Below are 25156 nucleotides of genomic sequence, written 5' to 3' on the forward strand. Positions count from 1 at the left end.
GTTATGTTCCGTTAAAAGTGTTCATGGTATTGTTAACTCCTGCTAATCCAAAAGACTCAATTGCGTTACCGGCTTTTTCTAGTCGCTCTGGAAGCTTTTTTTCTTCGGTTTCATCCCATTCTCCCAAAACATAATCTACTTGGCGCCCTTTGCTGAACTCATCACTAATGCCAAATCTAAATCTATTATACTTGTTGGTTTGCAAAGTATTTTGAATGTCTTTCAATCCATTGTGCCCTCCATCACTTCCTTTTGTTTTAATGCGAAGTGTACCAAAAGGTAAATTTAAATCATCGGTAATAACCAGTAAATTTTCTAACGGAATTTTTTCTTTATCCAGCCAATAGCGAACGGCTTTTCCGCTTAAATTCATAAAGGTGCTGGGTTTAAGAAGTAAAAATGTTCTTCCTTTCTTTTTATGAACTGTAATATCTCCTAGTTTTTCGGTTTGCCAGGTAAGACTGTTTTCTTCGGCAAGCTTGTCTAAAACTTTAAAACCAATGTTATGGCGTGTATTATGATATTTTGGCCCAATGTTTCCTAAGCCGACTATTAAAAATTTTTTCATGGGATCGCCTTCTGTGTAGGGGTTGCTAGTAGTTTTAAAAAGGTTTTTTAAAAAAGACCACATTTCTTTGTATCGGTTTCAGCAGTAAAAATAAAAAAAGCATCCCAAATGAGTGGGATGCTTTTTATATATCTTAAGAAAGATGAATTTATTCTTCAGCAGGTGCTTCAGTATTTTCTGCTCCTTCTGCAGCTCCTTCAGTATCGCCTTCTGCTCCTTCTTCATCTTCATCATCTTCGTCTTCATCAGCTTCATCAACAATTGCTGTACGAGATGTTCTTACTTGACAGATAACTTCTTTGTCATCTTGTAAAAATTCAAAATCTTCTGTTTTAACATCTCCTACGGTATACACATCACCAATTTTCATGTTTGTGATATCTACATCGATAAAATCTGGTAAGTTTTTAGGAAGTGCTCTTACACGTAATCTACGGTTGATAATACGTAATACACCACCATTTTTAACACCTCTTGCGTTACCGCTTACACGTACCGGAATGGTCATGCTTATAGGTGTACCGTCAAATAACTGATAGAAATCAATGTGAAGTATTTGGTCTGTTACCGGGTGAAATTGAATGTCTTGTAAAGCACAGTCAATTGTTTCGCCACCTTCTAGTTCTAATACAACACGGAATACGTCTGGTGTATAGATAAGGTTTTGAAATTCTGTTTCATATGCTGAAAAATGAACTGTTTCATCCCCTCCGTACACGACGCAAGGAACCTTTCCAGCATTACGTAAAGCTTTCGTTGCCGATTTGCCCACGCTTTCTCTTTTAGATCCTTTGATTGTAAGTGATTTCATTGTTGTTTTTTAGTATTATAAAATTTTGGAGTGCAAAGATGCGGTTTTTTTCTCTTTACTGAAAATAAAAAAGCGGTTATTTTACCGCTTTTTCTATCTGTTTTGCTGAAGGTTACATTAAAAACTTTGAACTTATACTTTTATTAGCGTTTACACTTAGCATTACATCGGCAAAAAGATTTGCGCAAGTCAATACTTTTACCTTGTCACTTTTCTGTCTCAATGGGATTGAGTCTGTAACAATTAATTCTTCTAGCTTTGAATTTTCAAGGCGCTCATATGCATTTCCAGATAAAATAGGGTGGGTACAAATGGCACGTACACTTAACGCGCCACGCTCCATCATTAAATCTGCAGCTTTGGTTAAGGTGCCTGCGGTATCAACCATATCATCAACCAAGACTACGTTTTTACCTTTCACATCGCCAATCAATGCCATATGTGAGATTACATTTGCTTTTTCTCGTTGTTTGTAGCAAATTACTACGTCACTTTCTAGAGCTTTTGAGTAGGCATATGCACGCTTACTTCCGCCCATATCTGGAGAAGCAATAGTCAAATTGTCTAAATTTAATTGACGTAAATGTGGTAAAAAGATCGTTGATGCAAAAAGGTGATCTACCGGTTTTTCAAAAAATCCTTGAATTTGGTCGGCGTGTAAATCCATTGTAATAATACGTGTAGCTCCGGCTGTTTCAAGCATTTTTGCAACTAGTTTTGCAGCGATTGGCACACGAGGTTTGTCTTTTCTATCTTGACGAGCCCACCCAAAATAAGGAAGTACAGCTGTGATGTGTCTAGCTGAAGCTCTTTTTGCAGCGTCTAGCATTAAAAGCATTTCCATTAAATGGTCACTATTAGGGTGAGTAGAACCAATTATAAAAACACGACTTCCGCGAACAGATTCTTCAAAAGATGGTTGAAATTCACCATCGCTGTATGTTGAAGTGATTACTTTTCCTAAAGGAATGCCAAAAGATTCGGCAATTTTAGCGGCTAATGTTTCACTCTGTTTACAAGCAAAAATCTTGGGTTCGGGAATAGGAACGGACATAATGTAGAGTTTAAAAAAGTTTGGTTACAAATGTAAAAATTAATTGCAAAGCGAGTTAAAAATGAGGGCTAGAAATATTAAGTTTTATGAAAAAAATTGTATTTTTGCCGTCCCAATAAGCCTTGGTGGCGGAACTGGTAGACGCGCTGGATTCAAAATCCAGTTCTTTCGGGAGTGTGGGTTCGATTCCCACCCAAGGTACAAAGCTTCAACAGAAATGTTGGAGCTTTATTTTTTTATAAACTTTTCAATTGCCGTTCTGTTTTCCGAAACAATCTCAATAAAATACAACCCGTTGGAAAGCGCCGAAACGCTCAATTGATTGATATTTCCCTTTTCTGAAAGTACCAATTGCCCGTTAACTGAAAATATAGAAACTTCTTGAATGGTATTATTTCCTGAGGTGATAAAAAGCGTTTCAGTGGCTGGGTTGGGATATATGGATACATCAAGCTTGTTGTGTTCAGGAATAGATAAGCGTGTATCGTAGTATGTTGCTATATTACCTTCTTGATCGATAACATCCAACTCTATAACTCCTCCGTTGCCATCGTCAACGTGGGCTATTGTATAATTAAATGTGTAGGGCTCTGCTTCTCTAAAAAAGAAATCATATAAATAAGCTTGTTCTAACTCGCAATAATCATCACAGCCAAATAATGTAATAGTGGGGATTTGGGTGGTAAACGTGTTATTGTCAAAAGTAGGGCTTGCGGAAAATGTTTCACTAGTAATAAAAGTTGAAATATAATAACCGTCACTTGTTTCGTCAAAGATTATTTGTTGGCTATACAATGGATCATCTACAGGAACATTATAGTTTACACTATCAAAAGTAAAGCTCTGTAAATACCAATTGTTTTCAAATAGAACAGGGTTTTGTGCTACTGATAAAAAACTTATTAATAAGACTGTTAAAAAAAGTAGTAGTTTTTTCATAATTATTGCTTTATAAATTTTTGAATTGCTGTTCCATTTTCTGAAGTAATCTCCACAAAATACAACCCGTTAGAAAGTGACGATACATCTAGTTGATTGACGTTTTCTTTTTCTGAAAGTACCAACTTCCTGTTAATGGAATAAACAGCAATTTTTTCAATTAAATCAGTTTCTGAAGTGATAAAAAGTGTTTCAATGGCTGGGTTTGGGTATAGTTTAAAAGAGTTTTCAGAAAAATTTGTAATATTTAAAACAGACTCAGTTCCATAAATCGCTTGGTCTCCATTTGCATCTGTAATAACCAATGTTGGATTGTCATTTTCATCAATGCCTAATTCATAATCAAAAGTCTTTGAAATAGGGGTTGAGTTTACTCCCATATAAAACTCATTAAGCATATTTCCGAATATCCCGCAAGGGGTAGTATTAGAGCTGCAAATACCATCAGTTAGGCTAACCCAATTATTATTTGTGATAAATTCTTGTTCCCCCATAGTAAAAGTAATCTCTGTACTGGGCATAGTTAAAGCAGACATAAAAAATAACGTGTAGATGTCATCAGATTCTGAATAATAAATATTTAGTTTGAAGTTTGCTCCAGTATTTGATGGAATATGATCTTCTCCATCAATAATTAAATTTTGGGTAATCCATTCTGTTTCTAACAAAACAGTTTCTTGGGCAAAAATTGTTGCACAAGTACTTAGTGTAAGTAAAAAGAGTAGCGTTTTTTTCATGCTTATTGTTTTATAAATTTTTGAATCACTGTTCCATTTTCTGAAGTAATTTCAACAAAATACAACCCGTTAGAAAGTGACGATACATCTAGTTGATTGACGTTCTCTTTTTCTAAAAGCACCAAGTTTCCGTTAATGGAATAGACAGCAATTTTTTCAATTAAATCAGTTTCTGAAGTGATAAAAAGCGTTTCAGTGGCTGGGTTTGGGTATACTCTAAGGTTGGTAGCAACAAAACTTGTAGTAGATAACAACCGTTCGTTACCGTATTGGGCAACATCGCTATTCTCGTTAGTAACTGTTAGTGTTTGTGTCTCGTCTTCATTAATGGTAAGAGTATAGTTTAAAGCGGTTAAAATGGTGTCATAATAATAGTCTGCGTGCATACCGTAGATTTGACTACAAGGACCTTCAGGACCATCAAGACAGGTTTGAAGTGGTAAACACACAATAGAATTAGGGAGCTGAAATGAAGTTGGATTTGTAAAAAAACTTACATATTCAAATGAGCAAGATACATTTAGAGGGTCTGCAATATAAAAAATAACACCTTCATTAGTTTGATTTAACTGTATATCTGGATAATATCCATAATCGGTTGGCGAATAGTCTACATTATCTATTGTTATACTATGTAGATACCAGGTTTTAAATAAATCTGGGTTAGGTTCTTGACTATGGTTTTTAAAGGTTATTAACAAGAAACAAAGAAGTATCAATTTTTTCATACTTATTGTTTTATAAATTTTTGAATCGCTGTTCCATTTTCTGAAGTAATTTCAACAAAATACAACCCGTTAGAAAGTGACGAGACATTTAGTAGATTGACGTTCTCTTTTTCTGAAAGTACCAATTTCCCGTTAATGGAATAGACAGCAATTTTTTCAATCAAATTATTTTCTGAAGTGATAAAAAGCGACTCAGTGGCTGGATTGGGATAAAGGTTAAACTTTGATTGTTTATTTTCAGCGGTGCTTAGTTTTCTATTACTAAAACTCATACCCGAAAAAATAACGCTTTCTAATTTGAGAGTTTGTTGACCAGAATTACCATCCTCGATTTCATACCCAAGTTGATAACCTGTATCAAAAAATTCAAAGTAGTTATCTTCAAAATTTATGTGGTCAGGCTCCTCACAGGTTTCTGTAGTTGGATTGAAATTTTCAATTATTAATATGCTTCCATTTTCAGAGTGAGTAAAAACACCTGAAAAGTCGTTACAGGCACCTTCACCTGTAAAACCCAAAGAGTTTGTAATAGTTATAGTAGGTGAAATAGGAGGATTAACATCTGAAACAGGGTGGTCGTCCATTTCATAATGGTATTCAATTAAATGCCAAGTTTGAAATAAATCTGGGTCTGGGTCCTGGCTAAATGATGTGAAACCTATTAGTAAAGATGTAAAAAGTAAAATTTTTTTCATGTGAGTTGATTTTCAGTTGATTACTAAAGGTATTAAATATTGCTGACTTTTCCTACCTTTGAGAAATTTTAAACACTTCCTCAATGAATGATTTTTGGCTTTATTTTAAACTTGGATTAGAGCACGTACTAGATTGGCAGGCATATGACCACGTACTATTTATTATTGTTTTGTGTGCAGCTTATACATTTAATGCTTGGCGTAAATTGTTACTTTTGGTAACACTCTTTACGGTAGGTCATACCGTTTCTTTATTGTTGGCCAATTATTCTGTAGTAAGTGTGTCTAGTAGTTGGATTGAGTTTTTAATACCCATTACAATTTTGGTTACAGCATTGTTTAACTTGTTCACTGCCGGGAAAGAAAGGAAAGCCGAAAAGTTAGGTTTACTCTACGTTTCTACCTTATTTTTTGGTTTGATACATGGTTTTGGTTTTGCAGGATATTTTAAAATGATAAGCAGTGATCAAAGCATTATCCATCTTTTAGAATTTGCACTGGGTATTGAAGCGGCTCAAATTATCGTAGTAATTTTGGTATTAATTTTGGGATTTCTAGTGCAAACAGTTTTCCGATTTAATAAACGAGACTGGGTATTGGTTATTTCTTCAATAGTAATTGGTCTTGTGATTCCTATATTAATGGAAAACTGGATTTTTTAATTATTTTCTGAAATATCTTACAGTTGAGATAGTTAAGTTTCAGTAAATATTGATATTTTTAATATTTCAAGCTTTTGCAAATGCTTAACAAAGGAAATTTTGCAATCATGTAACTTCCTGCTAATTTCGCTATTTATAACACTATGAGTATTAGTAAACAACGACAATACGATATCGCCTATTTACGTATGGCGCAAGAATGGAGTAAACTTTCTTATTGTAAACGAAAACAAGTTGGCGCACTTATTGTTAAAGATAAAATGATAATTAGTGATGGTTACAATGGTACACCTAGTGGTTTTGAAAATTTTTGTGAAGATGAAGAAGGCTATACCAAGTGGTATGTGCTTCACGCAGAAGCAAATGCAATATTAAAAGTAGCTTCTTCAACCCAATCTTGTAAAGGAGCAACACTGTACATAACATTGTCACCTTGCAAAGAATGTAGCAAATTAATTCACCAAGCAGGTATTACCAGACTAGTATATCACAAAGGCTATAAAGACAACAGCGGAATAAAATTTTTGGAAAAAGCAGGCGTTACCATAACGCAGATTGAAGACTTAGATTAATACAGATGGGCTACCATAAAAAATACCTACCTCTTATCATAGGAACGGCATTGGCCGCAGGAATTTTTGTGGGTTCAAAACTCAACTTTAATGATACTACTGAAAAAATTTTTGCAACCAATAGCAAAAAAGATAAACTTAACAGACTTATAGATTACATAGACTATGAATATGTAGACCGTGTAAACACAGATAGCATTGTAGATGTTACTGTTAATGGTATTTTGGAAAACCTAGATCCGCATTCAGTTTATATTCCTAGTGACCAATATGAAGAAAACGCAGATGATATGCGCGGAAACTTTGTAGGTATAGGCGTAAGCTACTATGTTTATAAAGATACCATTGCGGTGATACGGTCAATTAAAGGAGGTCCCGCTGCACGAGCCGGAATACGAGGAGGTGACCGTATTCTATATGTAGATGATAAAAAAATATTTGGAGATAGTATCAATCGCGATAGTATTATCTCATATTTAAAAGGTGAAAAAAACTCAAGAGTCAAACTTAAAGTTTACAGAAGAGGCGATACTAAAAATGATTTTTTAGATTTCAAATTCAGAAGAAAAGAAGTGCCTTTAGTAAGTGTAGACGCTTCGTATAAGCTTTCAGATCAATTAGGATATATTAAGTTGAACCGTTTTGCTGAATCAACCTATGAAGAGTTTGAAGAGGCGCTTGAAGAGCTTAAAGACGCCGGAATTAACAGTCTGGTACTCGACCTTCGTAATAATCCCGGAGGTTATGTATCTACCGCAGAACGTATTGTTGATGAATTTTTAGAAGATGATAAGCTTGTGCTTATTACCAAAAATAAAAGTGGAGATATTAATAAAACATATGCTAGCAGTCGCGGTGATTTTGAACACGGAAAAGTATATGTATTACTCAATGAAAATTCTGCTTCAGCTAGTGAAATTGTTGCCGGAGCACTTCAAGACAATGATAAAGGAACCATCATAGGTAGACGTTCGTTTGGCAAAGGATTGGTACAAAGAGAAATGTCTCTAGGTGACGGTAGTGCAGTACGATTAACTATAGCAAGATATTATACCCCAACCGGTCGTTCTATTCAAAGACCCTACGGTAATGGCAATGACGATTATTATAGCGATTATGAAAAACGCTATAAAAATGGCGAACTAGAACATAAAGAAGATATTGAGGTGGTAGATTCGCTAAAGTTTGTAACCCCAAAGGGTAAAATTGTCTATGGTGGTGGAGGGATTATTCCAGATGTTTTTGTGCCAAAAGATACTAGTGTAGGTAGCGAAACAATTCAATATGTATCTAGAAGTGGCTTTATGAGTTATTTTATTTTTGAATATCTAGAAGAAAACAGAGCCCTTTTTAAAGGAATGACCTTTAATGATTTCTTAGAAAACTTTCAAGTTGATGATACGCTTTCAAAAGAATTTATAGACTATGCCCGATTTAATGAAGCAAAAATAAACTTAACCGGCTACGAAGCACGCTTAGAAAAAGCACTAAAGGCCAATATTGCTCAACAGCTTTTTGGTCCTAATGCTTATGAGTTTATTATTAATCAAGGAGATCCTATGCTTAAAAAAGTAATGGAGCTAGAAGAGAAACTTAAAAAATAAAACCCTATCTTCTTTTTCTCTTGTTATTGATTGCATGCGATACTTGCAATATAACCAACAATAATATAGCGCAAGCCGCTGCAAGAATACTTATAGCAGCGACAGCGCTGTCACCTTCAAAAAGATGGTTTGTATCTAGTTTTGTGCTGTTAAAAATAATTAATCCAACTGCTAGTGCGATGAGTATGTATCTAAATAATTTCATAGCACAAAATTAATTAAATAATTCCTGAATATTGGATGTAAACAGCTTTACTGCAATTGCCAATAATATGACTCCAAAAATCTTTTCAATAATCCCTATTCCGTTTTTTCCTAAAAACTTCTGAAGAGAAGATGAGGTTTTTAAAACAATAAAAACGACTATAATATTTACAAATATGGCAACAATGATGTTTTCCAATTCAAATTCTGCTCGTAACGACAGTAATGTAGTTAAACTTCCAGGACCTGCAACAATAGGAAATGCAATAGGAAAAACAGTAGCCATGTCAAGATTACCTTCGTTTTGTTTAAAAAGCGTGATACCCAAAACCATTTCTAAGGCAATAAAAAACAATACCAATGCACCCGCAACGGCAAATTCGTTTACATTAATACCAATAAGGTTTAAAATACGTTCCCCAATAAACAAAAAGACAATCAATACAACTGCCGATATAATCGATGCCCGACCGCTTTTAATTTTTCCAGATTTTTCACGTAATGAAATAATTACAGGAATACTTCCTATAATATCTATCACCGCAAACAATACCATAGTAGCGGTTGCAATTTGTTTAAAATTAAACTCCATAACCCAAAAATTTTAGCCGGCAAAAGTAAATAATCTTACTAGTTTTTAAACTATATTTTGATGTTAAATTTTTAGTAAAATTCTTTTATTATTACTGAAGAAACCAACTACCTTTGCCAAATGTTTCAATTAGGAAAAGCAATTATTTCAGAAGATATTATTGAGAAAGACTTTGTTTGCAACTTAAGCGCTTGCAAAGGCGCCTGCTGCATTGAAGGAGAGGCGGGTGCTCCTGTTACTCAAGATGAAACTGAAATATTAAAAAATATTTACCCCAAAGTAAAGCCATTTTTAAGACCAGAAGGTATTCAAGCCATTGAAGAACAAGGTACTTATATTAAAAGCCCGAATGATGAGCTAGAAACACCTTTGGTAAATGGTAAAGAATGTGCCTATGTAACCTTTACCGAAAACGGAACCGCCAGTTGCGGTATTGAAGACGCTTTTAATGCCGGCGAAATAGATTTTAGAAAACCAATTTCTTGTCATTTATACCCTGTTCGCATTCAGGAGTATAGTGAGTTTTCGGCTATTAATTACCACAGGTGGCCTATTTGTGATGATGCTTGTACCTTAGGTAAAGAACTGCAAGTGCCTATTTATAAATTTGTAAAAGATGCACTTATAAGAAAGTATGGCGAAAACTGGTATGCCGAACTTGAAAAAATTGCAGATACCTATTAAAACTTACTTTTGAAACATTTGTGCTACCTATTGGTACATACGTAACACTTCTTCATAACGACAAAGCCTAAGTTTGTTTCATCTTAAAAAGAGGATAACTTTTCAATTATAAGATGATAACCTTTGATTTTTAGTATATTAGCATATAGTATAAATCACTAACTAACTTAAAATTTTTAAAATATGAAAAATCTATTACTGGGGGTTTGTGTAATAGCATTGTGCTTTGGCTGTAAAGACAACCCTGTTTCAAAAAAAATTAAGGAAACCCGAGAAAACGTTTCAAATACTACAAATGCAGTTAAAGAAATGAATAAAATGGGGGACGATATTAAAGAACTTCAAAAAATGGAGCCTCTTACCAATGAAGAACTAAAAGAATGGCTTCCCGATGAAATTAACGGAATGAAGCGTACCGGTTATAAAGCAGGACAGGCTTCATACATGAAAATTGCTTCAATTGAAGCTACTTATACCAATGAAGATAAATCTAAAAAATTCAAATTTCAAGTAATTGACGGTGCGGGTCAAATGGGAGCTGCTGCAACTGCCGGAATGCGCATGTTGTTGTCGCAAGATTTTGAAGAAGAAGATGAGTACAAAACTCGCAGAACAGTGAAGAAAGATGGCAATAAAGCCATTGAAGAGTATAAAAAGAATAATAATAATAGTGAAATTCAATTAATGGAAGCCAATCGTTTTTACATAAAAGCCAATGGTACCAATATGGATATCGATGAAACTTGGGATGCCATTGATGAACTAGATATAGATGATCTAGGTTAAAAAAACCAGATGTTAATTAAAAAAACCGAAGGTCATTACTTTCGGTTTTTTTATGAAGTTAATTCTCTCACCTTTTCATACACTAGGTTGCTTTCCCAGCCTCTGTACAGCAGGTAATCAGCTAGTTTTTTTCTTTTCTTTTGAATGTTTTTCTCACTTTTTAATTGGTCTATACGTTTTTCTGCAAGGTCGTGAAAGGTATTATAATATGCCACTTCTGAAATTTCTTGCAAAGCTTTCTTGATATTATATGCCGAAATATCCCTATGTTTTAATTCACGAGTGATGCGTTGTTTACCCCATTTTTTGTTTTTAAACTTTCCGCGGGCAAAGGCCTTTGCAAAGCGTGTTTCATTTAAAAAATTATGTTGTAGTAAATGATGCATGATGTGATTGATCGCTTCAGGAATCATGCGCATTGTTTTAAGCTTTTGTTCCACTTCTTTGTGACAACGTTCTTGATAGGCGCAGTAGCTTTCAAGTTTTCGAGTTGCTTCTTCTACGGTGTATGTTTTTACTGTATTCACTTTGCGAAAAATAAGGATACTTTTCAGAAAAATGAAATAGAAGTGAATTTAAAATGAAGGCAAAAAAAAACCCTCTCAAATAGAAAGGGTTTTTAATGGATTATTATTTTATCATTTCTCCGTTTTTATCGTAAAAATGATATTCCAGATACGTGTAAGCATCTCTTGGTTGAATTTTTACCCATTTTTTGTGCTCCATAAACCATTTGGTTCGCACAGATGGAAAGCCTTTAATTAAAAAAGCTGCTATAAAAGGATGTGTGTTTAAAGTTATCTTTTTATAGTTTTTGTTGAAGAGTTTTTTAAGGTCTTCGGTAATTTTGTTTACAACTACTATGGGAGCTTCAATTTCTCCATTTTCACCGCCGGGAGCTTCTTCACGAGTTTTTATATTCATCTCGGGACGAACTCGTTGGCGTGTAATTTGGATTAACCCAAATTTACTTGGAGGTAGTATTTTATGTTTTGCTCTATCGGTTTTCATCTCATCTCTAAGATGGTTATAGAGTTTTTTACGGTTTCCGGCATTTCCCATATCTATGAAATCTACCACAATAATACCACCCATATCCCGTAGGCGTAGTTGTCGTGCTACTTCAGAAGCTGCAATTAAGTTTACTTCTAGAGCAGTGTCTTCTTGGTTTTTTGATTTGTTACTACGGTTACCACTATTCACGTCTATCACGTGCATAGCTTCGGTGTGTTCAATTACCAAGTAAGTTCCTTTACTACTAGAAACAGTCTTTCCGAAGGATGTTTTTATTTGACGCTCAATACCAAACTTTTCATACATTGGTACTTTTGAGTCATATAACTTAACAATATTCTCTTTGTCTGGTGCAATTTTTTGCACATAATCTTTTATTTGCAAGTAAAGAGTTTCATCATCAATATGTATGGCTGAAAAATCATCATTAAATACATCTCGAATAATTGAAGCTCCTCGGTTTAACTCGCTAAGCACCTTACTTGGGTGGTGCGCACCCCGTAGCTTTTTACACATCGCTGTCCAGCGATCCATAAGATTTTGTAAATCTCTATCCAGTTCTGCTACTTTTTTGCCTTCTGCTACAGTACGTATAATAACTCCAAATCCTTTGGGTTTTATACTGGTTAATAGTCTTTTAAGACGTTCTTTTTCATCTTTACTTTCTATTTTTTGTGAAATAGAAACACGGTCTGAAAAAGGTACCAATACTATATACCTACCAGCGATTGAAAGCTCAGAGCTTATTCGCGGGCCTTTGGTGGATATAGGTTCTTTTACTATTTGTACCAGAATAGATTGATTTGACTTTAAGGCATTGTTGATGCCTCCGTTTTTATCAATCTCTTTCTCAAAAGGGAAATTCTTTAAAGAATAGTCTTTAAGTTTACCTGTGCTTACACGTTTTACGAATTTTAAAAGGGAAGTTACCTTTGGGCCCAAATCATGATAATGCAAAAAAGCATCTTTCTCATAGCCTACGTTAACAAAGGCTGCATTGAGTCCTGGAACAGTTTTTCTTATTTTGGCAATAAACACATCACCTACAGAAAACTTGTTGTCTTCTTCCTCTTTATGTAATTCTAATAGTTTTCCATCTTTTAAAAGGGCAAAATCAACTTCTTGTGAACTGGATCTAATGAATAATTCGTAGTTCACTATAATTAATTTTTATCCCGTCCCTAGAATTTAATGGGGTTGCGGGATGGATTAAACAATATTTTATCACAGGTTTTTTTGTATTCTGAAATATTAAATTTCAGAATAACCCGTCGAAATGGCACATTTTATAATCCTATAAAACGGCTATTTCATTTTCAAAGAACGTTTTAAATTTCTTTAATTCGTTTCATTCCCTTGAAATAAAGGAATGAAACGAAGTGTTTTTAAATGAAAAAAGTAGTTAGAAACTACTTTTTCTTTTTGTGGCGATTAGCGCGTCTTCTCTTTTTACGCTTGTGAGTCGCTACCTTATGTCTTTTTCTTTTTTTACCACTTGGCATAGTAAGCTTATTTTGTGTTATTATTATTTTACTTCAACGTTGGTTTTTACACCCTCTACAAATACTTTTGCTGGTTTAAAAGCGGGAATGTTATGAGCTGGAATTTTAATAGTAGTGTTTTTTGAAATATTTCTACCTGTCTTTTCAGCTCTCTTCTTGATGATAAAACTTCCAAAACCTCTTAGGTAAACATTGTCTCCACCTTCTAGTGAATTTTTCACTTCACTCATAAAAGTTTCAATTACTGCCTGTACATCAGCTTTTTCCATTCCTTCTTTTTCTGAGATTTTCGCTACAATATCTGCTTTCGTCATTATTATAAATTTTTATTTAGGTTTATTTTTTTCAAGAGGGCAAATATAACAATTTTATAATCAAATACTCAAACCTTAAACTATTAAAAAATAAACAGATAAAGCCTATTTTTGACAGATGCCAAAAAATACAAATAATTTTCATAACAAACTAATAATCTGGTACTTGGAAAACAAACGTGATCTGCCTTGGCGAAAAACAAAAAATCCATACCACGTTTGGTTGTCTGAAATTATCTTACAACAAACGCGAGTTGCGCAAGGTTTACCCTATTATTTGGCTTTTGTAGACGCTTTTCCCACCGTTTTTGATTTGGCCAAAGCCCCTCAAGAGAAAGTTTTAAAACTTTGGCAGGGGTTAGGGTATTATTCACGAGCTAGAAACTTACACGCATCTGCTCAATATGTTTCAGAAACATTAAATGGTCATTTTCCTACTACATATCAAGGACTTTTGAAACTTAAAGGAGTGGGTGATTATACGGCAAGTGCTATAGCTTCTATTTGCTTTAATGAGCCAGAAGCGGTTGTAGATGGTAATGTATATAGGGTGCTTGCTCGCGTTTTTGGAATAGAAACTCCTATTAATAGTACTGCCGGAAAAAAAGAGTTTAAGCAATTGGCTCAACAATTAATACAAACCAATGACCCCGGAATGTATAATCAAGCCATTATGGAATTTGGTGCTAGGCATTGTGTGCCGCAGAATCCAAACTGTAATACCTGTATTTTTGCTAATCGCTGCGAAGCGTATAAAGAAAATAAAGTGTCGTCACTGCCTGTAAAACTGAAAAAAGGAAAAACAAAAAAACGATACTTTAATTATCTGGTGGTTATTACAAAAGATGACAAAACAGTTTTAAAACAGCGAACCGGTAAAGGGATTTGGAGGCAGTTGTATGAATTTCCGCTTATTGAGAGTGATCAAGAAACTTCAGAAGAAGTATTAAAAGAAATGAAACCTTTTAAAGAATTTTCAGAAAAAGCTACCATTGATTCTGTTACATTATATAATGACTCTCTTATAGTGCATAAACTATCTCATCAACATTTGTATACTAGGTTTTGGATTGTTGAGGTTTCAGAAATACAAATGAATACCGTTGCTTTTTCAGAAATAGAAAACTATGCTGTTCCTGTGTTGGTTGAGAATTTTATTTCAAACTTTTCGGTTTTTAAAAACTGAAAAATTCGCTATCTTTAAAACTATATATACCTTTGTAAATTAATTAAATAATTATGAGTGGAACATTAAATAAAGTGATGCTAATTGGGCATACGGGTGATGAAGTAAAAATGCATTATTTTGAAGGTGGCGGAAGCATTGGGCGTTTCCCTCTTGCAACAAATGAAACCTATACAAACCGTACAACCGGAGAGCGAGTTTCAAATACTGAATGGCACAATATTGTAGTGCGAAATAAAGGAGCTGAAATTTGCGAGAAATACTTGAAAAAAGGTGATAAAGTATATATTGAAGGACGCATTAAAACTCGCAAATGGCAAGATGAAAGTGGTAATGATAGGTATAGTACCGAAATTCAATGTACAGACTTTACGTTTTTAACACCAAAAAATGAATCTGGTGAAGGAGCAACGCCTCAAGGTAATACAGGTAGTGCAAATACTCAACAAAATAGAAATAATCAGCCTCAGCAAAACCAACAACCACAAGAGACGGTAGGTGAAGAGGAAGATGATTTGCCTTTTTAATATAAAGCATTACAAACTTTCAAGTTTAATCTAATATATAATTTTGGATCCGGAACCCCCGAGTTTATTGATTACTGCATTAGTTAGCTATACGGAAGTCCCCGGTATTATTATGCTGGTGGTTTTGTTACTATTTTCAGCAATGGTTTCTGGCGCCGAAGTTGCTTTTTTCTCACTTTCGGCAACAGATTTTGAATCAAACGAAGATAGTGCGATCTCGAGGAAACTTCAGATAGTTCAAAAATTACTTGATAGACCAAAAAAACTTCTTGCAACAATACTTATAGCAAATAACCTTATCAATATTGCTATTGTATTATTATTTGAAACCTTAAGCGATAGCTGGTTTGAAGGGGTGAATTATGCAATTAACCTTTACTTTTTTCAGTTAAGCCTATTGCTTATTTTGAAAATAGGTGTAGCAACTTTTTTAATTTTGCTTTTTGGTGAAATTTTACCCAAGATTTATGCAAGCCGTAATAAGGTAAGTTTTTCATTGTTTATGGCTTATCCGTTGCAAATTTTGGACAAGTTGTTTTCACCGCTTAGCTTACCAATGCGAAGCACTACATTGTTTATTCATAATCGCTTCGGAAAACAAAAGCCAAACATAAGCGTAGATCAATTGTCTCAAGCACTCGAACTTACCAATGAAGAAGATACTACTCACGAGGAACAAAAAATTTTAAAAGGAATTGTCACTTTTGGAAATACCGATACAAAACAAGTGATGAAACCTCGTATGGATATTTTTGCGTTAAGTGAAGACTTGTCTTACAAAGAAATTATGCCTCCCATTATAGAAAACGGATATTCGCGTATTCCTGTTTTTAAGGACAATATTGATAACATTACCGGTATTTTATATGTTAAAGACTTGATGCCTTACATAGACCGTAAAACCCTAGATTGGAAAACCTTAAAACGTGAGGCTTATTTTGTTCCTGAAAATAAAAAACTAGATGATTTGTTAAATGAATTTAAAGAAATGAAAATGCATTTGGCTATTGTCGTTGATGAGTATGGTGGTACAAGCGGGCTTATTTCTTTAGAAGATATTATTGAAGAAATTGTAGGGGAGATTAGTGATGAGTTTGATGATGTAGATCTGGTATTTTCAAAACTAGATGAAAACAACTATGTTTTTGAAGGAAAAACTCCTTTAAAAGATTTTTATAAAGTGATAGGTCTTGAAGATCCTCAGGTTTTTGAGGATGAAAAAGGTGAAGCCGAAACGCTAGCTGGTTTTTTATTGGAAATATCAAAAGGGTTTCCAAAAAAGAACGAAATAATAACCTTCCATCACTATTCGTTTACAATTGAAGCGTTTGATAATAAACGTATTAAACAAATAAAACTTTCTATAACTGTATGAGATTTTTAGCTGCTCTTTTTCTGTGTTTTTTAATTTTAGCTTGTAATGAAGAAGTTGTGATAAAACCAGAGGCCAAGCTTAGGCTAGATTACCCTCAGGCTTCTTATAGTACAGTTCAATTAGATTGTCCTTATTCGTTTAAAATTAATACAAATGCAACACTAAACACTGCTGCTGGATGTAACGTTGATGTAGAGTACCCTTCTATGCGCGCTACAGTTTATCTCACATATCAATCTGTAAAAAATAATAATATAGACTCATTATTATATGACGCTCAAAAGCTCACTTATGATCATACCATAAAAGCAAATAGTATCTTAGAGCAACCGCGAGTAGATTCTATTAATAATGTGTATGGAATGTTTTATATGATTGACGGAAATGCAGCAACACAGTCACAATTTTACGTAACAGATAGTGTAAACCATTTTATTACCGGATCGGTTTATTTTAAAGCAAAACCAAACTTTGATTCTATTTACCCAGCTGTTGTTTATTTGCGTGAAGATATAAGGCGTATTATGGAAACCATAAAATGGAAATAACATTTTATTTTTTCGTCTTTCTTAACGTTTAAAAATCAATCCTATTTACCGACCTTTGCAGCTTCAATTTTGAAGGTGTGAAAAATATTGATAAAAAATGGATTTATTTAATAATTCTCTCCATCGTATGGGGTAGCTCCTTTATACTTATTAAAAAAGCTTTAGAAGGTCTTACGCCTTTACAGTTAGGAGCTTTACGCACCTTGTTTGCAGGAACTTTCTTGCTAGTGATTGGTTTCAAAAAATTAAAAACCATACAAAAAAGAGAATGGAAATGGATCTCTATTTCAGCTTTCATAGGAACGTTTATCCCTGCGTTCTTATTCGCTTTTGCCGAAACAGAGATTGACAGTGCCATTGCTTCAATATTGAATTCTACGACGCCTATTATGACATTGCTGCTGGGTGCTGCGGCATTTAGTATTGGTTTTACACGTAATCAGTTAATAGGAGTTATTGTAGGTTTAATAGGAAGTTTTTTTCTTATCTGGAGTGGTAGCGAGGTAAATCCTAATCAAAATTATTGGTACGCAGGATTAATATTGATTTCTTCAATATGTTATGCTTGTAATGTAAATATTTTAAAAAGATACCTTCAAGACGTTTCTGCTTTTGCAATAACAGTTGGTCAATTTTCTGTCATTATTGTTCCGGCGATACTTGTTTTAATAAGTTCAGGTTTTTTTTCAGAAGCCACACTGCAATCTGAAAGTTTATATCCTTCGTTAGGTTATTTGTTGATACTGGCTATTATTGGTACTGCTTTGGCCAAAATTTTATTTAATAGTTTAGTGCAGCTAAGCGCGCCTGTTTTTGCCTCATCTGTAACGTATACAATTCCTATTGTTGCTTTAATGTGGGGTTTTCTTGATGGGGAACAATTTAGTTGGTATCAACTGCTGGCGGCAGCTGTAATTTTACTAGGCGTGCTGCTTTCACGTAAAAGTTAACAATCTCTTTAGAAGAATATTTTGTAACTTTCAGTAGCTTTAAAAACAAAAACCTATTGTTATGTTTAAAATTTACTCAAGATACGGGGTTGTTATTGCCGTAGTAGTTATAGCTTATTTTTTATTGCTGAAATTATTAGGACTGCATCAATATCCCGTTTTAAGTGCTGCAAATGGCGTAGTTTACGGTGCAGGAATTTTGCTAGCCATCAAAAAATATAAAGCAACATCTACAAAGTTTCAATATGAAAAAGGCTTTGAAGTTGGTTTTTTGTGCGGTAGTATAGCAACCATTCTTTTCACAATTTTCATGGCATTTTACATATTTGAATTTGATACTGAATTTGCATACAATATTTTAGACTCTTGGAATCTTAATTTTAACAAAGGCTCACTAATTTTAATTATATCAATTGTAATAATGGGTTTTTCTACATCGTTGGTGCTAACGTTGGCATTTATGCAACTTTTAAAAGAATCGTGGAATACCTCTGAAGGTAAACGAAATACAATGTAAATAACTTTCAAAACACTTTGTAGATTTAAAATATTAGAATTATATTTGCACCCGCCTTAAAAGTAGGCGGGCTTTTTATTGTAAAAGCTTAATAAACAAATTAATATATTAAACGATACGCTATGTATGCAATTGTAGAGATAGCAGGGCAGCAATTTAAAGTTGCAAAAGACCAAAAAGTCTTTGTTAACCGTTTAGCTATAGAAGAAGGTAAAAAAGTTGATTTCGACAACGTACTTCTTATTGGTGATGGTGACAATGTTACTGTTGGCGCCCCGGCTATAGACGGAGCTCTTGTAGGAGCAAAAGTCTTAAGACACCTTAAAGGTGACAAAGTAATAGTTTTCAAAAAGAAACGTAGAAAAGGGTACCGAGTAAAAAACGGTCATAGACAAGCTCTTTCAGAAATCGTTATTGAAAGTATTGCTTCTTCTGGAGCAAAAAAGAAATCTTCTGCTAAGAAAGAAGAAACTAAAAAAGAAGCTCCAAAAAAGGAAACAAAAGCAGCCGCTCCTAAAGCTGAAGCTAAAAAAACCACTTCAAAAAAATCTACCAAGGCAGATGACCTTAAAAAGATTGAAGGAGTTGGACCAAAAGCTATGGAAGCAATGGTTGAAGCAGGAATTGATACTTTTGCGAAAGTAGCAAAAACCAAACCAGAAAAATTAACTGAAATTCTATCTGAAGCAAGTTCAAGACTAGCACATTTAGTTACTGACACTTGGCCACAGCAAGCTCAATTAGCTGCAGATGGTAAGTGGGAAGAACTAGAAAAGTTACAAGACGAACTTGACGGCGGAAGAAAATAATAACATTTAAAAAACCCCTGAATTATGGCACATAAAAAAGGAGTAGGTAGTTCTAAGAACGGTAGAGAATCAGAATCGAAACGCTTAGGTGTTAAGATATTTGGTGGTCAAAATGCTGTTGCAGGAAATATCATCGTAAGACAACGTGGTATGGAACATCACCCAGCAGATAATGTATATGCAGGTAAAGACTATACATTACACGCTAAAATTGACGGTGTTGTTAAGTTTACCAAAAAGAAGAACAACAAATCTTATGTATCTATTGTACCAGCTGCTGAAGCTTAAATAGAACATAAAATAGTATCTTAAAGCCTTATTAGTTTGCTAATAAGGCTTTTTTTATTGCAGTAATTTTGTGTTTATTATTTTACATACGTGAGTAAGAAGCCTTTTAAAAGAAATGGAATATTATTTGTGGTGACCATTCTAAACCAAATTTTATGAAATTATTACTATTTCTTATTTCTATGCTGTTTATTGGCTGCATTCCTCTTCAAATTGCACCAAACATTGATGGAGCAAAACTTTATAAACCCAAAAAATTTAAGAAACAACTTCCTTATAATTACGTGTACGTTTTTGAAGACCCAAAAGATGCAAACGAGTTTTTCAACTATATGAATGCTAAATTTCAGATAGTATACGATGATGCAACCGGAAACATACCTATATCGATAAAAAATAAAACATACTTTATAACCTTTTATGAAGTAGAGCGCAATACAGAAACAATAAATTTATTGCCTATGGTTGTTGATGCGAGTTTAGAAAATAAAGGCTATAGACCTATGATGGAAAATGTCTATACTTCTAGAACCGGGCAATGGTATATAGCACTTACCATTACAGACGAAAACCTTCAAGATGCCTTAAAGCCTACCTATAAAAGCCATAAAAACGTCATTGCTTATGCCGATGACATGCGTGCCGAATATTTAAATACGGTTCATTATATAGAAGTTTATTTGAAAAGTAAAACACAATAAAAAACCCCCACTTATATAGTGAGGGTTTGTATGGTTTTTCATAAGTAAAAGAAATGATTACTTAAGAAAGAAAAATTACTTAGTATCTGTAATACTCAGGTTTAAATGGACCTTCAACTTCTACACCAATATATTTGGCTTGTTCTTCGCTCAACTCAGTTAATTCAACACCAATTTTTTCAAGGTGTAACTTTGCTACCTTTTCATCAAGGTGTTTAGGAAGCATGTAAACCTTATTCTCATATTGATCTGTGTTTTTCCACAATTCAATTTGAGCTAATGTTTGGTTTGTAAAAGAGTTACTCATTACAAAACTAGGATGACCTGTAGCACAACCTAAGTTTACTAATCGGCCTTCGGCAAGTAAAATAATATCGTTTCCATTAACAGTATACTTGTCAACTTGAGGCTTAATTTCAACGTGTGTATTACCGTGGTTTTCTTTTAACCAAGCTACTGCTATTTCGTTATCAAAATGACCAATATTACATACAATAGTCTTGTCTTTCATGGCTTCAAAATGTTCTCCACGAACAATATCTTTATTTCCTGTTGTGGTAATAACAATGTCTGCTTTTCCTACAACAGTTTCTAGTTTTTTCACTTCAAAACCATCCATAGCAGCTTGTAAAGCACAAATTGGGTCAATTTCAGTAACTGTTACAATAGCACCTGCTCCTCTAAATGAAGCAGCTGTACCTTTACCTACATCTCCATATCCACAAACTACAACACGTTTTCCGGCCATCATTACATCTGTTGCACGACGAATTGCATCTACGGCGCTCTCACGACATCCGTATTTGTTATCAAACTTACTTTTGGTAACACTATCATTCACATTAATTGCCGGCATTACAAGTGTTCCGTTTTTCATACGCTCATAAAGACGGTGAACACCTGTGGTAGTTTCTTCAGAAAGACCTTTTATACCTGGTGCTAATTCAGGATATTTATCAAAAACCATATTGGTAAGGTCACCACCATCATCTAATATCATATTTAATGGCTTACGATCTTCACCAAAGAAAAGAGTTTGTTCTATACACCAGTCAAATTCTTCTTCGGTCATTCCTTTCCAAGCGTATACAGGAATTCCGGCAGCAGCAATAGCTGCAGCGGCCTGGTCTTGAGTAGAAAATATATTACAAGAACTCCAAGTTACTTCTGCACCTAATTCAATTAGCGTTTCTATTAAAACTGCAGTTTGAATGGTCATATGCAAACATCCAGCAATACGAGCTCCTTTTAAGGGTTGTTCATTTTTGTATTCTTCACGAAGCGACATTAAACCGGGCATTTCTGCTTCGGCAAGTTCAATCTCTTTACGTCCCCAATCTGCAAGGGAAATATCTTTTACTTTATAAGCCGTATAAGGCACTGTTTTCGTTGACATATTCTTATCTTTGAATTAACAATTTTTTATTTGATTACTGAAACTACTCAGTTTTTCGGTTGCAAAAGTACACAATATCTAGCAAAAGCTTATGCCACTTTACAAAACTATAACAGTAAATAATACGACTAAAGTCCTGATTTGGAAGATTGAAGAATCCTATGAGTTCCTTTCCGATGGAATTTCACTCACCAATCATTGCCAAAAACGGGTTGATGGTATGAAAAGTGACATACATAGGCGTGGCTTTATGAGTGTAAGGCATTTATTAAACCAAGCCGGTTACACAGATCATGATTTATATTATGATGATAAGGGAAAACCACACTTAAAAGACGATAAACATATCTCTATTACCCATTCTTTTATTTTTTCAGCAATTATTATTAGTGATCAAGAGGTAGGAATAGATATTGAAAAACAACGACAAAAAATCTTAAAAATAGCACATAAATTCACTCCTATTCAAGAATACAGAACCCTTGCAAATGATGATGCTGTAATGCGAAAACTCACTATGGTTTGGGGCGCAAAAGAATCATTATACAAAAGCTTTGCTCGTAAAGGAGTAAGCTTTCTAGAGCATATTTATGTAGAAGACTTTCGTTTTGAAGACATGCAGTCTACTGCCGAAGTTTCATTTGAAGATAAAGAAGAAACCTACGATGTTTGGTTTTTAGAATTTGAAGGTTTTACGTGTGCCTATGCATTAATTTCTGAAAAAATTAGATAATGAATCAGCTTCATTATCAAAACATACTTTCAGATAGCTTAAGAGAAAAAAAACACTTGGCAATCCTTATCGACCCTGATAAATTTACAATCTCTGAAACAGAAATATTCCTTCAAAAAATACCAAAGGAAACCACACACTTATTTGTAGGCGGAAGCACAGATGCCAATGGATATACTCAAGAGACGGTAAAAGCCTTAAAAAACCACTCTAGCCTGCCAATAATATTGTTCCCGGGAGATTATACTCAAATAACGAAATATGCAGATGCTATTTTGTTTTTGTCATTATTATCTGGTCGAAATCCAGAATACTTAATAGGGCAACAATTAAAAGCAGTTGATAAGCTTAAAGAAGCTGCGTTAGAAATAATACCCACTGGTTATATCTTAATTGACGGAGGCAATCAATCTGCAGTGGCACGAGTGAGTAAAACAGAGCCGCTTTCTCAAAAAGACTCTTTAACAATAGTAAACACAGCCCTTACCGGTCAATTTATGGGAGCAAAGCTTATTTATCTAGAAGCCGGAAGCGGAGCCATAAAACCTGTTAATTCAAACATCATATCGCAAGTAAAAAAGGCAATTAACATTCCATTAATTGTTGGTGGCGGTATCAAAACCGAAGCGCAAAAACAAGCCGCCTTTAAAGCTGGAGCAGATATGGTGGTTATGGGTACTGCTTTTGAGGCCAAAGATGAATAGCGTATTTTTGCAAGTGATTAACAATTTAATTTTTAGCATTGAGCGGTATTTATATTCACATTCCTTTTTGTAAACAAGCTTGTCACTATTGTGATTTTCACTTTTCTACTTCAGTAAAGAAAAAAGGAACGATGGTACAAGCATTGTGTGATGAATTGTTGCTTCGGAAAAATGAACTTTCTGAAACAGTAGCCACTATTTACTTTGGAGGAGGAACTCCCTCATTGCTTTCTTCCGAAGAAATCAACGCAATTTTCAAAACATTGTTTGCGCATTTTAATATAGCACCACACGCCGAAATCACACTAGAAGCAAATCCGGACGATTTAACCAAAGAACGAATTGAAATGTTTGCAAGAACTCCAATCAATCGGTTAAGTATAGGTGTACAATCCTTTTTTGAGCAAGATTTAACCCTAATGAATCGAGCACATAATGAAAAAGAAGCTCTTCGTTGTATTGAAGAAGCAAAAGAACATTTTCAAAACATAAGTATCGATCTTATTTATGGCATTCCGGGAATGACGAACGAGCGTTGGAAACAAAATTTACAAACTGCCATTTCCTTAAACATTCCGCATCTTTCTTGTTATGCCTTAACTGTTGAGCCAAAAACTGCTTTAAAAAAGTTTATTGAAAAAGGGATTGTTGCGCCTGTTGAAGATGCAGTTGCCGAAATACACTACAAAACATTACTTGAAGAAACTGAAAAAGCCGGATTTGAAAACTATGAATTTTCAAACTTCGGTAAACCGGGCTATCATTCGCAAAATAATACGGCTTATTGGCAAGGAAAATCTTATCTAGGTATTGGTCCGTCGGCTCACGGTTTTAACGGTAAAACCCGAAGTTGGAACATAGCTAATAATGTCAAATACATTAAATCTATATCAAGCGGCGAGTTGCCGCAAGAACAAGAAACACTTTCAATCAAGGATCGATATAATGAATATATTATGACGGGTTTGCGAACCAAATGGGGCGTTTCACTTAACAAAATAGAAAACTCTTTTGGAAAAAACTATAAAGAATATGCTTTAAAACAAGCTTCGCCTTACTTACAAAAAGAGCTACTTGTTTTAGAATCAAATACACTAAAGGTTACCAAAAAGGGAAAATTTTTAAGTGATGGTATAGCATCAGATTTGTTTTCAATAGATTAATTTCACAATAATTGTATCTTTCGGTTTTAAAAAGAAACAATTGCGAGCAACATTTACTTTTCAAGGCACAAAAAAAACGGTTGATCTTTCCAAACCTTTGGATATCTCCATTCCATTACGTGCATCTTTAAAAAACCCAGAAGCTTGGTACTTGCAACCGCCAATAATTAAACCGGTACAAGATGGTGATTGGATAGCAAAAGTAAGCGAAGGTGCATCGGTAAACTTTAATAACATAACTTTTAATCCTCACGCTCACGGAACACACACTGAATGTCTGGGTCATATTTCAGAAGAATTTTTTTCGGTACAAGAGGCTTTGCAAACATTCTTTTTTTCTGCTGAAGTTATTTCGGTAACGCCCAAAGAAGAAGGAAACGATACAATCATTACTGTGAGTGATATAAAAAAGTCTTTACAAGGTAAAAGTCCCGAAGCCGTTATAATTAGAACATTGCCTAATGCTTCAGAAAAAAAAGAAAAACATTGGTCAAATACTAATTGGCCGTATTTACATCACGAGGCAACAACTTATTTGAGAGAGAAAGGAGTGCAGCATTTGTTGATTGATTTACCATCGGTTGATAAAGAAAAGGATGATGGAAAGTTGTTGGCGCATAAGGCATTTTGGGACGTTCCTAAAAAACCGAGATATAAAGCCACAATTACTGAGTTTATCTATGTTCCTAATGAGATAAAAGACGGAAGTTATTTACTCAATTTACAAATAGCATCTTTTCATAACGATGCGTCACCAAGCAAACCTGTTTTATATGGTTATCTCTAAGGTTGG

30 protein-coding genes and 1 tRNA gene are annotated in these 25156 nt (G+C 34.2%); 19 read left to right on the forward strand and 12 right to left on the reverse strand.

Going from position 1 to position 25156, the window contains the following annotated elements:
* Position 1: 1 nt before the first annotated feature.
* The 3 genes from pth to INR76_RS05450 all read right to left on the reverse strand — a co-directional run bounded on the left by pth (position 2) and on the right by INR76_RS05450 (position 2433).
* Complete coding sequence (pth, locus tag INR76_RS05440) at positions 2 to 631, reverse strand: aminoacyl-tRNA hydrolase (RefSeq protein ID WP_223109645.1); 630 nt, start codon at positions 629 to 631, stop codon at positions 2 to 4.
* 85 nt (positions 632 to 716) lie between these two features.
* Positions 717 to 1379, reverse strand: coding sequence for a 50S ribosomal protein L25/general stress protein Ctc (locus tag INR76_RS05445; RefSeq protein WP_223109646.1), 663 nt, complete (start codon positions 1377 to 1379; stop codon positions 717 to 719).
* A 112-nt stretch (positions 1380 to 1491) separates the two neighbouring features.
* Positions 1492 to 2433, reverse strand: coding sequence for a ribose-phosphate pyrophosphokinase (locus INR76_RS05450; RefSeq protein ID WP_223109647.1), 942 nt, complete (start codon positions 2431 to 2433; stop codon positions 1492 to 1494).
* A 119-nt stretch (positions 2434 to 2552) separates the two neighbouring features.
* On the opposite strand from INR76_RS05450, the gene INR76_RS05455 reads away from it, so the two are divergent.
* A tRNA-Leu gene (locus INR76_RS05455) sits at positions 2553 to 2634 on the forward strand.
* A gap of 27 nt (positions 2635 to 2661) precedes the next feature.
* Here INR76_RS05455 and INR76_RS05460 read toward each other — a convergent pair.
* From INR76_RS05460 to INR76_RS05475, 4 genes are read right to left on the reverse strand one after another with little or no spacing between them, the layout of a single operon-like run.
* A complete protein-coding gene (locus tag INR76_RS05460) occupies positions 2662 to 3372 on the reverse strand; it encodes a T9SS type A sorting domain-containing protein (protein ID WP_223109648.1) in 711 nt (236 codons plus the stop codon).
* A 2-nt stretch (positions 3373 to 3374) separates the two neighbouring features.
* The gene (locus INR76_RS05465; RefSeq protein ID WP_223109649.1) at positions 3375 to 4109 is read right to left on the reverse strand and encodes a T9SS type A sorting domain-containing protein; all 735 of its coding nucleotides are present in this window, start codon (positions 4107 to 4109) and stop codon (positions 3375 to 3377) included.
* Positions 4110 to 4111: 2 nt separating this feature from the next.
* Positions 4112 to 4837: a T9SS type A sorting domain-containing protein gene (locus tag INR76_RS05470; RefSeq protein ID WP_223109650.1), complete on the reverse strand. Its 726-nt coding sequence runs from the start codon at positions 4835 to 4837 to the stop codon at positions 4112 to 4114.
* Between the two features lie 2 nt (positions 4838 to 4839).
* Entirely contained in the window at positions 4840 to 5532 is a 693-nt protein-coding gene (locus INR76_RS05475) for a T9SS type A sorting domain-containing protein (RefSeq protein WP_223109651.1), read from the reverse strand.
* An 83-nt stretch (positions 5533 to 5615) separates the two neighbouring features.
* On the opposite strand from INR76_RS05475, the gene INR76_RS05480 reads away from it, so the two are divergent.
* The 3 genes from INR76_RS05480 (at position 5616) to INR76_RS05490 (ending at position 8370) form a co-directional block, all read left to right on the forward strand.
* The gene (locus tag INR76_RS05480; RefSeq protein WP_223109652.1) at positions 5616 to 6194 is read left to right on the forward strand and encodes a HupE/UreJ family protein; all 579 of its coding nucleotides are present in this window, start codon (positions 5616 to 5618) and stop codon (positions 6192 to 6194) included.
* A gap of 143 nt (positions 6195 to 6337) precedes the next feature.
* Positions 6338 to 6766, forward strand: a complete 429-nt coding sequence (locus INR76_RS05485; protein ID WP_223109653.1) for a dCMP deaminase family protein — start codon at positions 6338 to 6340, stop codon at positions 6764 to 6766.
* A 5-nt stretch (positions 6767 to 6771) separates the two neighbouring features.
* The gene (locus tag INR76_RS05490) at positions 6772 to 8370 is read left to right on the forward strand and encodes a S41 family peptidase (protein ID WP_223109654.1); all 1599 of its coding nucleotides are present in this window, start codon (positions 6772 to 6774) and stop codon (positions 8368 to 8370) included.
* Between the two features lie 214 nt (positions 8371 to 8584).
* Here INR76_RS05490 and INR76_RS05495 read toward each other — a convergent pair whose 3' ends face one another.
* The gene (locus INR76_RS05495; protein ID WP_223109655.1) at positions 8585 to 9166 is read right to left on the reverse strand and encodes a MarC family protein; all 582 of its coding nucleotides are present in this window, start codon (positions 9164 to 9166) and stop codon (positions 8585 to 8587) included.
* 120 nt (positions 9167 to 9286) lie between these two features.
* Here INR76_RS05495 and INR76_RS05500 point away from each other — a divergent pair, with 120 nt between their 5' ends.
* Together INR76_RS05500 and INR76_RS05505 are read left to right on the forward strand one after the other, a co-directional pair.
* Positions 9287 to 9850 carry a DUF3109 family protein gene (locus INR76_RS05500; protein WP_223109656.1) on the forward strand — a complete coding sequence of 188 codons (564 nt, stop codon included), beginning with the start codon at positions 9287 to 9289 and terminating at the stop codon, positions 9848 to 9850.
* Between the two features lie 183 nt (positions 9851 to 10033).
* Positions 10034 to 10636, forward strand: a complete 603-nt coding sequence (locus INR76_RS05505) for a hypothetical protein (protein WP_223109657.1) — start codon at positions 10034 to 10036, stop codon at positions 10634 to 10636.
* A 50-nt stretch (positions 10637 to 10686) separates the two neighbouring features.
* Here the strand turns inward: INR76_RS05505 and INR76_RS05510 are convergent, their stop codons facing one another.
* The 3 genes from INR76_RS05510 to INR76_RS05520 all read right to left on the reverse strand — a co-directional run bounded on the left by INR76_RS05510 (position 10687) and on the right by INR76_RS05520 (position 13466).
* The gene (locus INR76_RS05510; RefSeq protein WP_223109658.1) at positions 10687 to 11163 is read right to left on the reverse strand and encodes a regulatory protein RecX; all 477 of its coding nucleotides are present in this window, start codon (positions 11161 to 11163) and stop codon (positions 10687 to 10689) included.
* Between the two features lie 103 nt (positions 11164 to 11266).
* Positions 11267 to 12808, reverse strand: a complete 1542-nt coding sequence (locus INR76_RS05515; RefSeq protein WP_223109659.1) for a ribonuclease E/G — start codon at positions 12806 to 12808, stop codon at positions 11267 to 11269.
* A gap of 367 nt (positions 12809 to 13175) precedes the next feature.
* On the reverse strand, positions 13176 to 13466 hold the full coding sequence (locus INR76_RS05520) for an HU family DNA-binding protein (protein ID WP_223109660.1): 291 nt from the start codon (positions 13464 to 13466) through the stop codon (positions 13176 to 13178).
* 118 nt (positions 13467 to 13584) lie between these two features.
* On the opposite strand from INR76_RS05520, the gene mutY reads away from it, so the two are divergent.
* From mutY to INR76_RS05565, 9 genes are all read left to right on the forward strand, one after another.
* Entirely contained in the window at positions 13585 to 14652 is a 1068-nt protein-coding gene (gene mutY, locus INR76_RS05525) for an A/G-specific adenine glycosylase (protein ID WP_223109661.1), read from the forward strand.
* A gap of 53 nt (positions 14653 to 14705) precedes the next feature.
* The gene (locus tag INR76_RS05530) at positions 14706 to 15179 is read left to right on the forward strand and encodes a single-stranded DNA-binding protein (RefSeq protein WP_223109662.1); all 474 of its coding nucleotides are present in this window, start codon (positions 14706 to 14708) and stop codon (positions 15177 to 15179) included.
* A gap of 43 nt (positions 15180 to 15222) precedes the next feature.
* Positions 15223 to 16554, forward strand: coding sequence for a gliding motility-associated protein GldE (locus INR76_RS05535; protein ID WP_223109663.1), 1332 nt, complete (start codon positions 15223 to 15225; stop codon positions 16552 to 16554).
* Positions 16551 to 17102, forward strand: a complete 552-nt coding sequence (gene gldD / locus INR76_RS05540; RefSeq protein ID WP_223109664.1) for a gliding motility lipoprotein GldD — start codon at positions 16551 to 16553, stop codon at positions 17100 to 17102. The genes INR76_RS05535 and gldD overlap by 4 nt, the downstream gene beginning before the upstream one ends.
* 77 nt (positions 17103 to 17179) lie before the next feature.
* On the forward strand, positions 17180 to 18052 hold the full coding sequence (locus INR76_RS05545) for a DMT family transporter (RefSeq protein WP_223109665.1): 873 nt from the start codon (positions 17180 to 17182) through the stop codon (positions 18050 to 18052).
* A 61-nt stretch (positions 18053 to 18113) separates the two neighbouring features.
* Positions 18114 to 18569 (forward strand): DUF4199 domain-containing protein, encoded by a 456-nt coding sequence (locus tag INR76_RS05550; RefSeq protein ID WP_223109666.1) that lies wholly within the window; start codon positions 18114 to 18116, stop codon positions 18567 to 18569.
* Positions 18570 to 18691: 122 nt separating this feature from the next.
* Complete coding sequence (rplU, locus tag INR76_RS05555; RefSeq protein WP_223109667.1) at positions 18692 to 19378, forward strand: 50S ribosomal protein L21; 687 nt, start codon at positions 18692 to 18694, stop codon at positions 19376 to 19378.
* A gap of 24 nt (positions 19379 to 19402) precedes the next feature.
* Positions 19403 to 19666 carry a 50S ribosomal protein L27 gene (gene rpmA / locus INR76_RS05560; protein ID WP_223109668.1) on the forward strand — a complete coding sequence of 88 codons (264 nt, stop codon included), beginning with the start codon at positions 19403 to 19405 and terminating at the stop codon, positions 19664 to 19666.
* Between the two features lie 155 nt (positions 19667 to 19821).
* Positions 19822 to 20367: a hypothetical protein gene (locus INR76_RS05565; protein ID WP_223109669.1), complete on the forward strand. Its 546-nt coding sequence runs from the start codon at positions 19822 to 19824 to the stop codon at positions 20365 to 20367.
* Between the two features lie 79 nt (positions 20368 to 20446).
* Here INR76_RS05565 and ahcY read toward each other — a convergent pair whose 3' ends face one another.
* Complete coding sequence (ahcY, locus tag INR76_RS05570) at positions 20447 to 21763, reverse strand: adenosylhomocysteinase (protein ID WP_223109670.1); 1317 nt, start codon at positions 21761 to 21763, stop codon at positions 20447 to 20449.
* Between the two features lie 91 nt (positions 21764 to 21854).
* Between ahcY and INR76_RS05575 the strand changes: the two genes are divergently transcribed.
* From INR76_RS05575 to INR76_RS05590, 4 genes are read left to right on the forward strand one after another with little or no spacing between them, the layout of a single operon-like run.
* Positions 21855 to 22496 carry a 4'-phosphopantetheinyl transferase family protein gene (locus INR76_RS05575; RefSeq protein ID WP_223109671.1) on the forward strand — a complete coding sequence of 214 codons (642 nt, stop codon included), beginning with the start codon at positions 21855 to 21857 and terminating at the stop codon, positions 22494 to 22496.
* On the forward strand, positions 22496 to 23200 hold the full coding sequence (locus INR76_RS05580; RefSeq protein WP_223109672.1) for a geranylgeranylglyceryl/heptaprenylglyceryl phosphate synthase: 705 nt from the start codon (positions 22496 to 22498) through the stop codon (positions 23198 to 23200). The genes INR76_RS05575 and INR76_RS05580 overlap by 1 nt, the downstream gene beginning before the upstream one ends.
* Positions 23201 to 23238: 38 nt before the next feature.
* Positions 23239 to 24363: a radical SAM family heme chaperone HemW gene (gene hemW / locus INR76_RS05585; protein ID WP_223109673.1), complete on the forward strand. Its 1125-nt coding sequence runs from the start codon at positions 23239 to 23241 to the stop codon at positions 24361 to 24363.
* A 40-nt stretch (positions 24364 to 24403) separates the two neighbouring features.
* The gene (locus INR76_RS05590) at positions 24404 to 25150 is read left to right on the forward strand and encodes a cyclase family protein (RefSeq protein ID WP_223109674.1); all 747 of its coding nucleotides are present in this window, start codon (positions 24404 to 24406) and stop codon (positions 25148 to 25150) included.
* The last annotated feature ends 6 nt before the right edge of the window (positions 25151 to 25156 follow it).

It is taken from the genome of Marixanthomonas sp. SCSIO 43207 (assembly GCF_019904255.1).
Classification (GTDB): domain Bacteria; phylum Bacteroidota; class Bacteroidia; order Flavobacteriales; family Flavobacteriaceae; genus Marixanthomonas.

Coding starts and splice junctions, on each gene's coding strand:
- pth (WP_223109645.1), bottom strand. CDS start 631: ATGTGGTCTTTTTTAAAAAACCTTTTTAAAACTACTAGCAACCCCTAC.
- INR76_RS05445 (WP_223109646.1), bottom strand. CDS start 1,379: ATGAAATCACTTACAATCAAAGGATCTAAAAGAGAAAGCGTGGGCAAA.
- INR76_RS05450 (WP_223109647.1), bottom strand. CDS start 2,433: ATGTCCGTTCCTATTCCCGAACCCAAGATTTTTGCTTGTAAACAGAGT.
- INR76_RS05460 (WP_223109648.1), bottom strand. CDS start 3,372: ATGAAAAAACTACTACTTTTTTTAACAGTCTTATTAATAAGTTTTTTA.
- INR76_RS05465 (WP_223109649.1), bottom strand. CDS start 4,109: ATGAAAAAAACGCTACTCTTTTTACTTACACTAAGTACTTGTGCAACA.
- INR76_RS05470 (WP_223109650.1), bottom strand. CDS start 4,837: ATGAAAAAATTGATACTTCTTTGTTTCTTGTTAATAACCTTTAAAAAC.
- INR76_RS05475 (WP_223109651.1), bottom strand. CDS start 5,532: ATGAAAAAAATTTTACTTTTTACATCTTTACTAATAGGTTTCACATCA.
- INR76_RS05480 (WP_223109652.1), top strand. CDS start 5,616: ATGAATGATTTTTGGCTTTATTTTAAACTTGGATTAGAGCACGTACTA.
- INR76_RS05485 (WP_223109653.1), top strand. CDS start 6,338: ATGAGTATTAGTAAACAACGACAATACGATATCGCCTATTTACGTATG.
- INR76_RS05490 (WP_223109654.1), top strand. CDS start 6,772: ATGGGCTACCATAAAAAATACCTACCTCTTATCATAGGAACGGCATTG.
- INR76_RS05495 (WP_223109655.1), bottom strand. CDS start 9,166: ATGGAGTTTAATTTTAAACAAATTGCAACCGCTACTATGGTATTGTTT.
- INR76_RS05500 (WP_223109656.1), top strand. CDS start 9,287: ATGTTTCAATTAGGAAAAGCAATTATTTCAGAAGATATTATTGAGAAA.
- INR76_RS05505 (WP_223109657.1), top strand. CDS start 10,034: ATGAAAAATCTATTACTGGGGGTTTGTGTAATAGCATTGTGCTTTGGC.
- INR76_RS05520 (WP_223109660.1), bottom strand. CDS start 13,466: ATGACGAAAGCAGATATTGTAGCGAAAATCTCAGAAAAAGAAGGAATG.
- mutY (WP_223109661.1), top strand. CDS start 13,585: ATGCCAAAAAATACAAATAATTTTCATAACAAACTAATAATCTGGTAC.
- INR76_RS05530 (WP_223109662.1), top strand. CDS start 14,706: ATGAGTGGAACATTAAATAAAGTGATGCTAATTGGGCATACGGGTGAT.
- gldD (WP_223109664.1), top strand. CDS start 16,551: ATGAGATTTTTAGCTGCTCTTTTTCTGTGTTTTTTAATTTTAGCTTGT.
- INR76_RS05550 (WP_223109666.1), top strand. CDS start 18,114: ATGTTTAAAATTTACTCAAGATACGGGGTTGTTATTGCCGTAGTAGTT.
- rplU (WP_223109667.1), top strand. CDS start 18,692: ATGTATGCAATTGTAGAGATAGCAGGGCAGCAATTTAAAGTTGCAAAA.
- rpmA (WP_223109668.1), top strand. CDS start 19,403: ATGGCACATAAAAAAGGAGTAGGTAGTTCTAAGAACGGTAGAGAATCA.
- INR76_RS05565 (WP_223109669.1), top strand. CDS start 19,822: ATGAAATTATTACTATTTCTTATTTCTATGCTGTTTATTGGCTGCATT.
- ahcY (WP_223109670.1), bottom strand. CDS start 21,763: ATGTCAACGAAAACAGTGCCTTATACGGCTTATAAAGTAAAAGATATT.
- INR76_RS05575 (WP_223109671.1), top strand. CDS start 21,855: ATGCCACTTTACAAAACTATAACAGTAAATAATACGACTAAAGTCCTG.
- INR76_RS05580 (WP_223109672.1), top strand. CDS start 22,496: ATGAATCAGCTTCATTATCAAAACATACTTTCAGATAGCTTAAGAGAA.